Below are 14700 nucleotides of genomic sequence, written 5' to 3'. Positions count from 1 at the left end.
GCGGCCACCTGAAACGAAAACAGCCCCCGGGAACCGGGGGCTGCTTGCTTTGTCTCAAATCAGTTGGCCGCGATCAGACCCATGCTTTCCAGTTTCAGCAGAACCTGATGGGCGCAGTTGTCGACTTCAACATTCTCGGTCTCGACGCTGAGTTCGGGGTTTTCCGGCACGTCGTAGGGGTCTGAGATGCCAGTGAACTCTTTGATCTTGCCTTCGCGCGCCAGCTTGTACAGCCCCTTGCGGTCGCGGCGTTCGCATTCCTCAATACTGGTGGCCACGTGGACCTCACAGAAGGCACCAAACTGCTCGACCTCTTCTCGCACGGCGCGGCGGGTGGTGCCATAGGGTGCGATTGGAGCACAGATGGCGATGCCGCCATTCTTTGTGATCTCAGACGCCACATAACCGATGCGGCGGATGTTGAGATCGCGGTGCTCTTTCGAGAAGCCAAGCTCTGACGACAGGTTCTTTCGCACGATGTCCCCGTCCAGCAGCGTGACCGGACGACCGCCCATCTCCATCAGTTTGACCATCAGCGCGTTGGCGATGGTGGATTTGCCCGAGCCCGAGAAGCCGGTGAAGAAGACGGTAAAGCCTTGCTGGCTGCGCGGCGGCTTGGTCTTGCGCAGCTCGGCCACAACCTCGGGGAAGCTGAACCATTCCGGGATTTCCAGACCTTCGGACAAGCGGCGACGCAGTTCAGTGCCAGAGATGTTCAGGATCGTGACGTTCTCCTTGTCCAGGATTTCGTCATTCGGTTCATACTGGGCACGTTCCTGCACATAGACCATGTGCTTGAAATCCACCATCTCAACGCCGATTTCGTCCTGATACTTGCGGAACAGATCCTGCGCATCATAAGGGCCGTAGAAATCCTCTCCGGCCGAGTTTTTACCCGGTCCCGCGTGGTCGCGGCCCACGATGAAGTGGGTGCAGCCGTGGTTGGCGCGGATCAGACCATGCCAGACGGCCTCGCGCGGGCCAGCCATGCGCATGGCGAGGTTCAGCAGGCTCATCGAGGTCGTCGAGGCCGGATATTTGTCCAAAACCGCCTCATAACAGCGCACGCGGGTGAAGTGGTCGACGTCGCCCGGTTTGGTCATGCCAACCACCGGGTGGATCAACAGGTTGGCCTGCGCTTCTTTTGCGGCGCGGAAAGTCAGTTCCTGATGCGCGCGGTGCAGCGGGTTGCGGGTCTGGAAGGCCACGATACGACGCCAGCCCAGTTTGCGGAAATAGGCGCGCAGCTCGTTGGGGGTGTCGCGACGTCCGCGGAAGTCATAGTGAACAGGCTGCTGGATACCGGTCACCGGACCGCCCAGATAGACCTTGCCTGCCACATTGTGCAGGTAGTTCACGGCAGGGTGCGTATCGTCATCCGCACCAAAAACCTTCTCGGCTTCGCGCGATTTGTCAGGTGTCCAGCGATCAGTCACCGTCATGGTGCCCAGAATGACGCCTTCCTGATCGCGAAGGGCGATGTCCTGACCCAACTCGATCTTTTCAGCAAAGTCTTCGCTGACATCCAGCGTGATCGGCATCGGCCAGAGCGTGCCATCGGCCAGGCGCATGTTTTCGACGACGTTGTCATAATCGGCCTGAGACAAGAAACCTTTAAGCGGGTTGAAGCCGCCATTCATCAGCAGTTCTAGATCGCAGATCTGGCGTGGGCTCAGATCCCAGCTGGTCAGGTCAGCAGCTTCGACCTTCAGTTTCTGCGCGGACTCGTATGAAACATACAGTTCGGGGATAGGGGCCAAATTGGCTAGCATGGTCATGAGAAAACTCGTGTCAGCGGTTTGTTTTGCATGTTGTTCAGAGGTGTTTGTACGGGCATTTGCCCCGCAGCGAGGGCGAAGTCCAGAGGCGCGCAAAAACAAAGGAAGATATGTGCGGTTTTTTCAGCGAATGGAACCTCGTTCCAGTTTGTAGAGCAAATCGCGGCAGACATCCTGTGTGCTGACGATATAGGCAGCATTTTCAGGAGATCTGTTCTTGTTGTGAAATCTGTCGTTCGAGCGCAGAGGCGTGTTCGATGGGTAAGGCCGTGACCGGTGCGTTGACACCTCGCAACCGGAAGTCGCGAAGATTATGGGGATCGCATTGCAGACCTGCAGCGAGAAGCACGTCGTGTGAGACCAGAAGTTCGACACCCAAGGCTTTGGTTTCGCTTTCCAAACGGCTGGCAACGTTGACAGCATCGCCAATGATGGTGCGTGGCGCATCCTTGGCGGCTCCGATTTCTCCCAACACAAGGTCGCCCAGATGCAGGCCCATGCCGATGCGAACAGGTTGGCTGCCTTCTGCCTCAAGTTGCTGGTTGAATCGTTCCAGCGCGCGTCCGATATCAGCGGCCGCTTCCAGCCCTGCACGGGCTGAGCTTTTGGCGTCCGTTGTTTCGAATAAGGCCAGCAATCCATCGCCCATGTATTTATCGACTACGCCGCCCTGAGCCGTGATCGACGGAACGATAGCATCAAAAAAACGGTTCAGCAGGAAAACGATGTCATAGGGGAGTTGCCCGGTGGTGCGCGCCGTGAACCCGCGCATGTCCAGAAAAAGCACAGCCAGTTGCCTTTCCTGTCCTTGACTTGCGTGCCCCCGGTGACGCGCGCCATCTGGCCGGAAAACGCGGAACACGGTCATCGGATCGGTCGGGCGCATTTGGCAGGCAAGCCTGGTTCCTTCGGGCGCGCCAACGGCTTTCAAACTGCGCGCCTCGATGTCTTTGGGCGGGGGCAAACTGTCGCCTCCCTGCTCCACGATCACGCGGCAAGTGGTGCAACGACCTTTGCCGCCGCAAAGCGCGGTATGCGGGATACCGTTAGCGTGGGACATCTCAAGCAGAGTCATGCCTTTTTCAGAGACCACTTCGGGGCCGTTCACATACCGGATGCGAACCGAATGCCGCCGCCGCCAAAGCTTACGCCCCAGATAGATTAAGCCTGTCAGGGCGAGCGCCGTCCAGAATGCGGTCAGGGTGTTGTTCTTGACGATGAACATATCCTGAAACGCCTCGGGCGAGGGCCAGTTATAGTGCTCGATATACTGCTCGCGCAGGTCCGGATCAGCGAAATCGGCCCAGATGCGACGGCCCTCGGTAAGCACGCCAGCCAGGGCAAAGCCCGGGACGAACACAGCGACACCGATTAGATAGGGCACCAGCTTGCGCCACCAAGCTGTCATGCGCAGCCACATATGCAAGCCGATACAGCCATGCACCCAGACCAGCAGCAGCAGCAGGCTTTGCATCCAGATTGCGCTGCTGGGCCACATCAGGGCGATGATATAGCCCATTTCATCATTCACCCCATAAATCTCGTGGGCGTAGCGCGTATGCACCAGATGGGCGATCAGCTGTAGCGGGATCAGTAGACCCAGAACCACCTGAAGTGCGACGCTGAATGGCATCCGTAACGTGCGACGCTGTGCGATCGAGATCAGTGCCAGACCTGCGTGAACTAACAGTGATACGTATAGAAGCAGGCTGACAAAATCATGCCGGGATACGGCCTTTCGACCATCCTGCATCCCGTGCAGCAGGTCGGTGTCGAACAGACCAAGGCCGATATTGAGGAAGTGGAAAAACGCAAAGACAAATAGCACCAGACCGCTTGCGATCCTGAGCCGGCTTATCCACCCGCCGCGCCAAAGAGCATTCTCCAAAAGCTCACCTGTCTTTCGCTTTGCCTCGGGTGATCCTGATACGCCGTTGCGCAGCGGTCAAGACAAGGCCGCTCATCACTGCGGGCACCAGGTTTGGGGGGCGCCGCACGCAGTGATCAGATCGGGGCGTGCGTCGAACAGCACCAGATGACTGAGATCCGGGCGCGAGCGTGAGCTGTAAAACAGCCCATCGGCCCCTTGGGTCCGCGCCAGATCGGAGTATTGCCATGTTGGAGAACGCTGACCAAGATCCCTTATATCTTGCCAAACCACCGAGACCTCGGGGCGCCCGCGGAAATCCATCAATCGCGCGCCCGAAACTTCAAGTCGTTGAATAACACGCGGAGGCTCGTCCGAAGACACATAGCGCCGAATCGCGATACCCGCCCCCGCAGCGCTGAGTGAGGCGTAGAGTGCGAACTGGCCGGAATGATGGAACCGGCCTTCCGGCGCGCGGGCAGGGGCAAGTGAAGCGCCGGATTGAGAACGGAACAGAATTCTCCAGACCGGACCAGAGAATTCTGCGATCATATCAGTCGTTCTCTGCCAGAAACCGCTCGGCATCCAGCGCGGCCATGCAACCCATGCCGGCGCTGGTAACGGCCTGACGGTATACGTGGTCGGTCAGGTCCCCGGCGGCGAAGACACCCGGAACAGAGGTTTGCGTCGTTCCCGGTTTGGTAACCACATAGCCGCCCATGTGGGTCTCCAGCGTGTCCTTGACTAGCTCATTGGCTGGCGCGTGACCGATGGCGACGAAGACGCCTTTACACGGGATCTCAGTGATCTCGCCGGTTTTGACGTTCTTGACCCGCACACCTTCCACGCCCAGTGGCGCATCGGTGCCGATAACTTCGTCAAGTTCATGGAACCAGAGCGGCTCGATCTTCTCGTTCTTGAACAGCCGGTCCTGCAGAATTTTCTCGGCCCGAAGCTCATCGCGACGGTGGATCAGCGTGACCTTGCTTGCGAAGTTGGTCAGGAACAGGGCTTCTTCGACTGCCGTGTTGCCGCCGCCGATCACGACGATTTCCTGCCCGCGGTAGAAGAATCCGTCACAGGTGGCGCAGGCCGAGACACCAAAGCCCTTGAACTTCTCTTCCGACGGCAGGCCCAGCCATTTTGCACGCGCACCGGTGGCCAGAATCACCGCATCGGCCGTGTAGATCGTGCCGCTGTCACCTTTGGCGGTGAAGGGGCGCTTGCTGAGGTCCAGATCATTGATGATGTCGCCGATAACCTCACACCCCATTGCCTTGGCGTGGTCCTGCATTCGAACCATCAGATCGGGGCCCTGAACCTCGGTGTCGCCGGGCCAGTTTTCGACCTCGGTCGTGGTGGTCAGCTGTCCGCCCGGCTCAATCCCTTGCACCAGAATCGGTTCCAGCATGGCGCGGCTGGCGTAAACGCCCGCAGTGTATCCGGCCGGTCCCGATCCGATGATCAGAACCCTGGTGTGTCGTGTTTCGGCCATGGTATCCCCACTCAATTTGCCTCGACGGACATTTTGTCCGGTGCGGATCGATATAGCGACCGTGAGGCCGCGCTTAAAGCCCCTTCCTGCTGCATATCGGAATTGCGTTTCACTAGTCTGGTCGCGGTTAAACCTACATGTGAAATAAAGAAAATTGCGCGGCTGTGAAATATAATTGCGCCTGCCACGCCTGCTGCTATAACAACTGAAAACTTCAGGAGTATTCGATGGTCACGACTCGGCTGGATGAAATCGATCGCAAGATTCTGGCAGAACTGCAGGCCGACGGCCGAATGACCAATGTCGAGCTTGCAAAACGGGTCGGCATTTCGGCTCCACCCTGTTTGCGCCGCGTGCGGACGCTGGAGGATTCCGGTTTTATTCGTGGTTACCACGCCGAGGTCAACGCCCGCGAGCTGGGGTTTGAGGTACAGGTTTTCGCCATGGTGGGGCTGGAAAGCCAAGCCGAATCCGAACTCAGCGCCTTCGAGAACAGATGCCGGGATTGGCCACTGGTCCGCGAATGCCACATGTTGAATGGCGAGGTGGATTTCATCCTGAAATGCGTCTCACCCGATCTCAGCAGTTTTCAGCAGTTCCTGACGGGCGAGCTGCTGACCACGCCGAACGTGGCCAGCGTTAAAACCTCGCTTGTTATCCGAGGCGCAAAAGACGAGCCAGGCGTACCATTTGACGTGCTGGAAGACCGGATGAACCGGACGGCCTGATTCTGACTGTGTTTTGATCCGCAGTGCAGGGCGGCAAAAGCGCCGCCACAGTCATGTAAAATACCCAACTTAGTAATAGCTGCATGATGCCCCCACATTTGCAGTAATCGTTAACATTTTAAGCAGTGAGAGCGTCAATCTCACCATCTCCGGCACGTGGCAACAGCAACGGGCCGAAATCACTCAGCGATTCGATATGAGAGAATAGATTCAGATAGATCGAACGCAAAGAGTGACTGATCATTCGCACGGCATTTACGCCCGGATGATAGGTCTCGAATTGCAAACCGTCCACGCGAATAACTGAATGGCGCGCCACACAAATGTGAAACAGTTCCACTGGAGTGGGCGGTAATGTTTCGATGACACCCATTCCGTCCTGAAACTCGTGCACCGGTGTCAGCATCTGCTGACCGCCGTTCAGATGACGCAGATGTGCGGGTGTTCCAAGTAGCCGAGCCGCCGGTCCGGCGATGACACCCGACATTGGTTTCTGCATACCGAAAGTGTCAGCCATGATACGGGTCAACGGGCGCGTCCGACCTCGTGAGTCCTCACGCCCAGGGATCAGCGTAACCGATCCTTTCCAAAGAACGGTCTCGGGTGCTCCATCCTGATTCAACACTTCGTCGCCGGGCAGCAGATCTTCGATTGCCATGGGCCCTTGCGATGTCTCCACCAGCGAACCGCGGGTGAAGGCGCAGAATGCGTCTTCGAACATCGGCAGGGCCGGCGCAATGTGGCGCGTCTGCGAAATATCCCCATTTTTCAGCAGAGTGCTTACTTCATAGCGCCGCAGCTGCGCCTTTGGTGTTGTTGTCGTGCGCGGCGTATCGCGCAGCAGCGCAGATGTATCGACCGCGTTTCTGGCCGCACGGGCCAGTGAATTTGGAATACTCATGTATATTCCGTCCCCTCTAAAATTCGCCCTGGCGGGATGAACCCCCGTGCAGTCCCGCAAGGCGACCTTGTTCTTTGTCTTTTTTGAAATGGGCAAACGCAGGTTGGACGCCGCAAAGGCACCGCGCCGCGAGAGAAAATAGCAGTATTTTGGCCAAGTTCATGACCCCCCAGACAAACTCGTTAACCGCAGGCGACAATTGCCTGCTGCAGACACACTCCGAAACATGGCCGCAAACCCATCTGCGACCGCGCACACCGGACCGGAGCTACATCCGATACGCGCTTTGCCCTATGAGGCCGGCAGCTGGCCTCGTGGGGTGCTCTCGTGTCAGCGACGTGCGGCCAGACGGCGCGCGACTCTGACAGAGTGACTTGAAACCCGCTTCCAGGGCATTTCCGGTTCCTGGTCTCTGACCGCCGCGAAGACGGCATTGAGAAAGCGTGATTTCGTTTTCATATCTTTGTCCTGCTTCGATGGAGCAAACCGCCCCTGTTTCCGTTTGTGAACCTAATGTGACGCTGATTTGCGGCACCCATAAGGCTGTACCGGGATGAATTGAGGACAAAATGAAGGTTCCAATTACCTCTTTTATTGTGTTGCCAGCCGTTGGTTGCCCTAAAATTAGGTAACCGTCTGAGCATTGGCGAAAATTTGAGACGATTCTGACTTAGATAAACACAACAAATGTGGCGAAATCTGGGCAGCTCTGCCTTATTTGGGTGCGGAACTACAATCTGATCGCAGAAATCAGGCGGCCGTAGTCGGCCTCATTGGCATGGGTCGACCTGCGATAGGAATAAAACCGGTCAGGGTCGGAATATGTGCAATGACGGGTCCATTCTGCCTGTCCGATTCCTGCCTGACGCAGCCGGTGCAGCCCGAATGCGGGAAGGTCGAAATGCATCCGGTCGCCCTTGCCATTTGCAAAGAAACGCGTGTTGTCGGGCGAGTCGCTCATGAAATCGTCGAGGAACTCTGGTCCCACTTCATAGGCGCGCTGCGAGATGGTCGGGCCGATCACCGCGGTAATGTTTTTTCGTTGCGCCCCCAATGCTTCCATCGCATCCAGTGTCGCCTCGAGCACGCCGTCCAATGCGCCGCGCCATCCGGCATGCGCTGCGCCAATTACATGCGCGTCGGGATCAGCAAACAGAACCGGTTGGCAATCGGCCGTCAGGATTGTCAGGGCAAGACCTGGCGTTGCGGTAACGACGGCATCCGCTTTGGGTCTGTTGCCCTCAAACGGTTCGTCGACAGTCACTACGGTGGGAGAGTGAACTTGATGCACGCCGATCATTGCCTCGGGTGCCACCTCCATTGCATCGGCGACGCGTTTGCGATTCAGGGCGACCACCTCAGCCAGATCTGACGACCCGGTGCCACAATTCAGACCTGAAAATACACCTGAAGACGCGCCGCCACGGCGGCTGAAGAACCCGTGCCGAATAGGGGACAGAATGTCCGAAGTCAGTATTTCCAGCGTCATTTTTCCAGTCCCGGTGGCGGCGCAGCGTTTGGCGGGTAGAGGCCCAGCACCTTGAACAGGTTTCCCATTTCATCGGGATGCGTCAACCGTCGATGTGCAGCAATCAACGCCTCAAGCTGAGGCCCGCCGAGTGGTGCGGCAAGGGCTTGCGCCCGCGCGGTGATCCCGAGCCGTTCGAGAAACACACCTTGGGGTGTCAGCCTCGTATGCGCACATCCGGCAGCGCGGGCTGTTTGGGCAAGCGGTTCGAAATCCACATGCGTTGTCAGATCAGCCTGGCCCGGGGCCTCTAGGGCGTCAGTGGCCTTATGGTTTTGCACAGCCTGCAAAGTATCGCCCAGCGAGTGCCAATCGCCATAATCAATGATCAAAGCAGCTCCCCCATTGCGGGCGATCTGCTCGGCAATGACGCTGAGGATCGGGGCGGAGGCGCTGCAGAGTTCGACCAGATCCCCATCCTGTGTGTCGATCAGCCGGTCGTTCAGCGCTGATTGAGACGATTGAGGTCCGAGGCCGAAGGTCAGCGCGCCATTTGCATTGCCGATCAACCGCTCGCGCCAGCCATCGCCATCGCGCAGGAACTGGCGGATCGGCAGAGCGTCAAAGAACTCATTGGCGGCCAGAAATATCGGCAGATCCGGAAGGTCGTTGATAGTGTCGACCCATTTGGGCGCAAAAGCGTCAAGGGTTGTGGACTGAATCTTACGCAGGGTGGGCGAGGCCTCAAGTAATGTGATCTGCGCGGCATCGTGAAAGCCAGAGATCTGACTCGTTGCACGCAGAATATCTGCCATCAGCGTGCCGCGCCCCGGGCCGAGTTCGGTCAAGGCGAAGCGATCAGGGCGACCCTGATCCAACCAGCATTGTGCCAGCGAGAGGCCGATCATCTCTCCAAACATCTGGCTGATTTCCGGTGCGGTGATGAAATCGCCGCGTGCACCAAACGGGTCTTTGGTACTGTAGTAGCCGTGAAGCGGGTGCAGCAGGCATTCAGTCATGTAATCAGCGATGGTCATTGGGCCATCGTTTTCGATGCGTGCCAATAAATGATCTTTCAGGCTCATGACACGCGCCGTGCGCGAAGTGCGAACCACAGACCGAGCGCGATCATCGGCACACACAGAAGCTGACCCATGGTTAGGCCGTAACCTCCCACATGCCATGCCAGCCCCAACGGATTCCCGGGCGAGACGAACTGGGCATCGGGCTGGCGAAAGAACTCGACTAAGAATCGCGATGCGCCGTAGCCGGTGAGGAAGATCCCCATAATAAAGCCGGGTCTCTGAAACGTCCCACGCCGATAGGCCAGCCAGATCAGAACGACACCTAGCAGCACCCCCTCAAGCGCTGCTTCGTAAAGTTGCGATGGGTGACGGGCGCAGAGCCCGACCACGTCGGGGCAGTTCTGCGCTGCGGGTCCAGGGAAGATCACGGCCCAAGGGACGTCGCTTGGGCGACCCCAAAGCTCAGCGTTGGTAAAGTTGGCCAATCGTCCAAGCAAAAGGCCGGGGGGAACTGTGTAGGCCACCAGATCTGCGAGCGACAGGAGAGGCAGCTGGTGTCGTTTGCCATAGAGGTATGTGGCGATGATCACACCTAACAGCCCGCCGTGAAAGGCCATACCGCCTTGCCAGACCATCAGAATCTCAAGCGGATGCGACAGGTAGTAAGCGGGTTGATAAAACAGCACGAACCCGAGGCGCCCGCCTAAAATCACGCCGACGATGATCCAGGTGACCAGATCCTCAAGTTGTTCGGGTTTCATCGGAGGGGTCTGGCCGGGCCAAAGATCTGGTCTGCGCAATGCCATCAAAGCCATACGCCAGGCGATCAGGATGCCGACGATATAGGCCAACGCATACCAGCGCAGCGCGAACTCCATTCCGAACAGCGAGATCGAGAACAGCTCGGAGGAGAGATCGGGGAAATTCAGAACAGCCTGCATGTGCGTCTCATTGCCCGGGGTTTACGGGGCAAGTCAACCTTGAGCCCGGGCCATTCTTTACCCATATAGAGAGCAATCGTGAAATCGGAGAAAGCCCATGCAAACCCGCAACAAGATTCTGGACGATATGTCTCAACTGATGACCAACGCCATGGGCGTGGCGCAAGGGGCGCGGGAAGAGGCGGAAAATGCGATGAAGTCGATGATGGATCGGTGGCTGGCCGACCGCGACTTTGTTACCCGCGAAGAATTCGATGCCGTGCGTGCCATGGCACAGAAAGCACGCGAGGAAAACGCCGCGCTGGAACAGCGTATCGCCGCGCTTGAGGCGAAGCTGGACAAGTAACGTCCTAAAAAAATTAGAATTTTGGGCAAAGACATCCGCCGCGCAATCCTGATTTGGATTGTGCGGTGTTGTGTATTTTGCCGCTTTGTGGGGCTTAATCAAGATAAAGCTGCATCAAACGCCAATATTTTGATCGGCGTTGCAGGCTGTCCACAACTTATTGCTGTTATCCCCAATAAATAGGGTTGCCAGAACTTCGCTCGCGTCGCACCATATTTAGTACAGACAGACTGGGGAAGCCCGGCTTGTAGAGCAGGCAACTAGCGCTGGGGCGCTGCCAGCCCCAAAATGCTAGAGATTAGTGAGGTGGCATTATGGCCCTTTCCGAGCAGTATCTCGAAGAAGACCTTCATCCGATCGACATTGTTGAACATCTTGCAGAACATCACGACTGGGATTTTGACCGGATCGGGGATGATCAGATTGCAATGGCTGTCGAAGGACAGTGGCGCACATATTCAATCACATTGGCCTGGTCGAATTACGACGAAACACTGCGCATGGTGTGCTCATTCGAAATGGACCCGCCGTCCGAGCGGGAATCTCAGCTTTATGAGCTGTTGAACAAGATGAATGATCAATGCTGGGCCGGGGCGTTTACCTATTGGGCCAATCAGAAGCTGATGGTTTATCGCTATGGTCTGGTGCTGGCCGGGGGGCAGATGGCCAGCCCCGAGCAGATTGATACCATGATCAACGCAGCCGTGCTGAGCGCCGAGCGCTATTATCCTGCGATCCAACTGGTGACATGGGGTAATCGCGATCCCGAAGAGGCGATGCAAGTCGCCATTGCAGAGGCCTACGGCCGCGCGTAAAGCTTTGCCCCGAGACGAATAAGGAGAGGGGCAATCATGGACATGTCACGCGTCGCCGAGCAGGGGCTGGTGCTTCTGGGATGCGGCAAGATGGGATCGGCCATGCTCGCCGGATGGTTGGAGCATGGCCTTCCTGCATCTTCAGTCTGGGTCATCGATCCCTATCCTTCGGATTGGTTGAAGGCGCAGGGCGTCAATATCAACACACCTTTGCCCGAAGCGCCTGCCGTCGTTCTTGTGGCGGTAAAGCCGCAGATGATGGGGGAGGCTCTGCCTGCGATCAAAGCGCTTGGCGGAGGTGGCAGCCTGTTCGTTTCGGTCGCTGCGGGCACGTCGATTGCCACATTTGAATCAGTTTTGGGCGCAGGTACCCCAATCGTGCGCGCCATGCCGAACACACCGGCGGCGATCCGGCAGGGGATTACTGCGCTGATCGGCAATTCTGACGCATCGGACAAAGATGTGACGCTCGCCGAAAATCTGTTATCCGCCATAGGAGAAACCGTTCGCCTGGAGACCGAGGCACAGATGGATGCGGTCACCGGCCTCAGCGGATCGGGTCCGGCTTATGTTTTTCACCTGATTGAAACACTTGCCGCAGCTGGTCAGGCACAGGGTTTGCCGCACGACCTGGCCATGAAGTTGGCCAAATCGACGGTTGCCGGGGCAGGAGCGCTGGCGATGACGGCTGAGGAAGACCCCTCGCAACTGCGGGTCAATGTCACCTCGCCAAATGGTACCACTCAGGCCGCGCTTGAGGTGCTGATGCATGAAAAGCAAGGCTTCCCCGACCTGCTGCATCGCGCGGTCAAGGCCGCAACTGACCGATCCAAGGAGCTATCTCGTGAGTGAGATTACATTTGACGATTTTCTAAAGGTCGATATCCGCGTCGGAAAGGTGATCCGCGCCGAGCCTTACCCCGAGGCCCGCAAACCCGCGATCAAGATGTGGATCGACTTTGGCGATGAGATTGGTGAGCGGAAAACCTCGGCCCAGATCACCGCGCATTACGACCCGGCGACGTTGGTGGGCAAACAGGTGATGGCGGTGGTCAATTTCCCTCCACGCCAGATCGGCAAGTTCATGTCCGAGGTGCTGGTTCTGGGTCTGCCGGACGAAACGGGTGAGATTGTCCTGATCGGCCCGGATGGCGAGGTTCCGATTGGCGGGCGAATGCACTGACGAAGAGGTCGAACGCCGTCTTTCGCCCGGCGCTCTTCAGGTGCCCACCGCCTCGCGCCAGTGTTTACGGCAGAGCGAGACATAGGTCTCATTCCCTCCGATGTGAACCTGTGCGCCTTCGGTGATGGTGTTGCCGTTTTCGTCCTGACGAATCACCATGGTTGCTTTGCGTCCGCATTCGCAGATGGTGCGGACCTCACGCATCTCATCAGCCAGCGCCAGCAGGGCTGCCGAACCGGGAAACAGCTTGCCCTGAAAGTCTACCCGCAGCCCGTAGGCCAGAACCGGAACCTTTAAATCGTCGACCACTCGGGCCAGTTGCCAGACCTGTTCTTCGGACAGGAACTGCGCCTCATCCACGAAGACACAGGCAACAGCTCCCTCGCTTAGGCGATTTTCGATCATCGCAAAGACGTCATCCTGGGGCTGAAACGTATCAGCCCGTTCCGAAATACCGATCCGTGAGGCAATCCGCCCCTCACCGGCGCGCCCGTCGATGGCTGCGGTCATCAGATAAGTGTTCATGCCGCGCTCGCGATAGTTGTGCGAAGCCTGCAGCAGCACGGTCGATTTACCAGCGTTCATGGTGGAATAGTTGAAGTAGAGCTTTGCCATGGCGCTTGGTCTAGTTCCCGCGATCCGCAGGGGCAAGCCTATCGATGAGCAATTCAAAGCGACGCCGCCGTTGCGGCTGCCGGGGCCGAGCAGATGCTCTTGGGGATGGAGAACCCCGCGCCCTCAACAGCGGCGTCGTCGGCCTACATGCGGCCTTAACGAGCAAGGCTAAAAATGTTGCCTTACATTCACTCTTTACCGGCACGAACGGCCGCCACTCACTCACAAAACCCCTGCATATCTGAGGGATAGTTAATTTATGGCATTTCAATTATGACTCGAATATGGGAAATTTCCCTACCCTTTCCCCGGTTTGGACAGGCGGGGGAAAGTGAGCGCAGGTAACAAGGGTAGCAAAATGGCAGATATCGGGGCCTATCTGAAGAAGCATACCGAGGCATTGGTAAAGGATGTCGGGATCGAAGCGGCGTGCGAGATCACCGGAAAGTCCAAAGCGACATTGGGAAGATACTATTCCGACAACCCTGAACATGCAGACCGCTTCATGCCGGTCGACGCGGTTGCACGCCTAGAGAATGCAGCGGCCTATCCGCATGTCACGGCTGCTCTTGCTGAGCTCAAAAATATCACGCTGTCTTATGATGGTCGTAACTCGGACAGCCCGCGTACAGGTGGTGTGAATTCAGATGTTATCGCGCTGAGCCAGCGGTTTGCGATGCTGATGACCGAATATCAGTCGGCCATCGAAGACGGAATCATCACAGTCAACGAGGCCAAACGCCTGCTGAAAGAAACCAGTATGCTGCAACAGGTCCTGATCGAGATGAAACTTCATCTGGAAGAAGAAAGCGTCAGCTGATCTGACGCTCCGTTCGATGCCAGGCCTCCGCATTGATCCGTGATTAGATTTCAACAAAAAAAGGCGGCCAGTGCGCCGCCTTTTTGTTTTATGAAGGGTGAACCTTCGTGAATTAGCCTTCGTCGTTGTTGGCATTCTTGCCGCGACCAGGGCTAGCCCCTTCAGGGCCATTCCCGCCACCGTTATTGCCCTTGGCGCCACCTTTGCCCTTGCCTGGCTTGTCTCCGTGGCCACCTTTGCCGGGTTTGTCACCGCCGTGATTACCTTTGCCACCACCCTTTCCAGGTTTGTCATCGCCGCCACCGGGCTTGCCACCCCCATCGCCGGGTTTGCCGCCTCCGTCACTGGGCGTGTCGCCTCCATCATTTCCTGAGTTGTTTCCGCCGCCGCTATCGCCCCCTGAGCTATTGCCCGAGGTTCCGGAGCCCCCGGAACCAGAGGTGCTGTTTGAGCGATCGCTGTTGCGATCTTCGCCAAAGTTTGCGCTCGAAATTGATGCGGTCGGTAAATCAGTCAGAAGCTCTGCTAACCCCAGGCATTGCGTCGATGTATTCTGCAGAATCGTGTCGAAATCCGACCGTTTCTGCAGATAAGACACGAACCCGCGCGTCACCTGCGAGCAATCGCACAGCGTGCCATAATCACCGGCATTCGCAGCAGTTTTCGCGGTATTCACAGTGCAAACCTGCGATTCAGCCGCCTTCGTTTCAGTTGCCAT

Annotated in this window: 16 protein-coding genes; 6 read left to right on the top strand and 10 right to left on the bottom strand. The window is 57.4% G+C overall.

Annotated features, from left to right (window positions below; genetic code table 11):
• Positions 1-59: 59 nt before the first annotated feature.
• The 4 genes from ACR3EM_RS09945 to trxB all read right to left on the bottom strand — a co-directional run bounded on the left by ACR3EM_RS09945 (position 60) and on the right by trxB (position 5140).
• Positions 60-1778 (bottom strand): bifunctional sulfate adenylyltransferase/adenylylsulfate kinase, encoded by a 1719-nt coding sequence (locus tag ACR3EM_RS09945; protein ID WP_480470551.1) that lies wholly within the window; start codon positions 1776-1778, stop codon positions 60-62.
• Between the two features lie 202 nt (positions 1779-1980).
• Complete coding sequence (locus ACR3EM_RS09940; RefSeq protein WP_480470550.1) at positions 1981-3666, bottom strand: adenylate/guanylate cyclase domain-containing protein; 1686 nt, start codon at positions 3664-3666, stop codon at positions 1981-1983.
• Between the two features lie 75 nt (positions 3667-3741).
• Positions 3742-4197: an RES family NAD+ phosphorylase gene (locus ACR3EM_RS09935; RefSeq protein WP_480470549.1), complete on the bottom strand. Its 456-nt coding sequence runs from the start codon at positions 4195-4197 to the stop codon at positions 3742-3744.
• Between the two features lies 1 nt (position 4198).
• Entirely contained in the window at positions 4199-5140 is a 942-nt protein-coding gene (gene trxB, locus ACR3EM_RS09930) for a thioredoxin-disulfide reductase (protein WP_480470548.1), read from the bottom strand.
• A 227-nt stretch (positions 5141-5367) separates the two neighbouring features.
• On the opposite strand from trxB, the gene ACR3EM_RS09925 reads away from it, so the two are divergent.
• Positions 5368-5868 carry an Lrp/AsnC family transcriptional regulator gene (locus ACR3EM_RS09925; RefSeq protein ID WP_480470547.1) on the top strand — a complete coding sequence of 167 codons (501 nt, stop codon included), beginning with the start codon at positions 5368-5370 and terminating at the stop codon, positions 5866-5868.
• Positions 5869-5986: 118 nt separating this feature from the next.
• Here ACR3EM_RS09925 and ACR3EM_RS09920 read toward each other — a convergent pair whose 3' ends face one another.
• From ACR3EM_RS09920 to lgt, 4 genes are all read right to left on the bottom strand, one after another.
• Positions 5987-6769 (bottom strand): Hint domain-containing protein, encoded by a 783-nt coding sequence (locus ACR3EM_RS09920; RefSeq protein ID WP_480470546.1) that lies wholly within the window; start codon positions 6767-6769, stop codon positions 5987-5989.
• Positions 6770-7499: 730 nt separating this feature from the next.
• Positions 7500-8258: a peptidoglycan editing factor PgeF gene (gene pgeF / locus ACR3EM_RS09915; protein WP_480470545.1), complete on the bottom strand. Its 759-nt coding sequence runs from the start codon at positions 8256-8258 to the stop codon at positions 7500-7502.
• The gene (locus tag ACR3EM_RS09910) at positions 8255-9322 is read right to left on the bottom strand and encodes a class I SAM-dependent methyltransferase (protein WP_480470544.1); all 1068 of its coding nucleotides are present in this window, start codon (positions 9320-9322) and stop codon (positions 8255-8257) included. The genes pgeF and ACR3EM_RS09910 overlap by 4 nt, the downstream gene beginning before the upstream one ends.
• Complete coding sequence (gene lgt, locus ACR3EM_RS09905) at positions 9319-10203, bottom strand: prolipoprotein diacylglyceryl transferase (RefSeq protein WP_480470543.1); 885 nt, start codon at positions 10201-10203, stop codon at positions 9319-9321. Before lgt ends, ACR3EM_RS09910 begins: the two co-directional genes overlap by 4 nt.
• A 97-nt stretch (positions 10204-10300) precedes the next feature.
• Between lgt and ACR3EM_RS09900 the strand changes: the two genes are divergently transcribed.
• The 4 genes from ACR3EM_RS09900 to ACR3EM_RS09885 all read left to right on the top strand — a co-directional run bounded on the left by ACR3EM_RS09900 (position 10301) and on the right by ACR3EM_RS09885 (position 12547).
• On the top strand, positions 10301-10549 hold the full coding sequence (locus ACR3EM_RS09900) for an accessory factor UbiK family protein (protein WP_010441801.1): 249 nt from the start codon (positions 10301-10303) through the stop codon (positions 10547-10549).
• 314 nt (positions 10550-10863) lie between these two features.
• On the top strand, positions 10864-11364 hold the full coding sequence (locus ACR3EM_RS09895) for a type III secretion system chaperone family protein (RefSeq protein ID WP_480470542.1): 501 nt from the start codon (positions 10864-10866) through the stop codon (positions 11362-11364).
• A 36-nt stretch (positions 11365-11400) separates the two neighbouring features.
• Positions 11401-12216 (top strand): pyrroline-5-carboxylate reductase, encoded by an 816-nt coding sequence (gene proC / locus ACR3EM_RS09890; RefSeq protein WP_480470541.1) that lies wholly within the window; start codon positions 11401-11403, stop codon positions 12214-12216.
• On the top strand, positions 12209-12547 hold the full coding sequence (locus tag ACR3EM_RS09885) for a tRNA-binding protein (protein WP_480470540.1): 339 nt from the start codon (positions 12209-12211) through the stop codon (positions 12545-12547). The genes proC and ACR3EM_RS09885 overlap by 8 nt, the downstream gene beginning before the upstream one ends.
• Before the next feature lie 36 nt (positions 12548-12583).
• Here the strand turns inward: ACR3EM_RS09885 and ACR3EM_RS09880 are convergent, their stop codons facing one another.
• Complete coding sequence (locus tag ACR3EM_RS09880; RefSeq protein ID WP_480470539.1) at positions 12584-13162, bottom strand: thymidine kinase; 579 nt, start codon at positions 13160-13162, stop codon at positions 12584-12586.
• Between the two features lie 358 nt (positions 13163-13520).
• On the opposite strand from ACR3EM_RS09880, the gene ACR3EM_RS09875 reads away from it, so the two are divergent.
• Positions 13521-13982, top strand: a complete 462-nt coding sequence (locus ACR3EM_RS09875) for a hypothetical protein (RefSeq protein ID WP_480470538.1) — start codon at positions 13521-13523, stop codon at positions 13980-13982.
• A gap of 112 nt (positions 13983-14094) precedes the next feature.
• Here ACR3EM_RS09875 and ACR3EM_RS09870 read toward each other — a convergent pair whose 3' ends face one another.
• Positions 14095-14700, bottom strand: coding sequence for a hypothetical protein (locus ACR3EM_RS09870; RefSeq protein ID WP_480470537.1), 606 nt, complete (start codon positions 14698-14700; stop codon positions 14095-14097).

It is taken from the genome of Ruegeria sp. AH3, from assembly GCF_056536265.1.
This window is presented reverse-complemented; position numbering and strand designations above follow the sequence as displayed.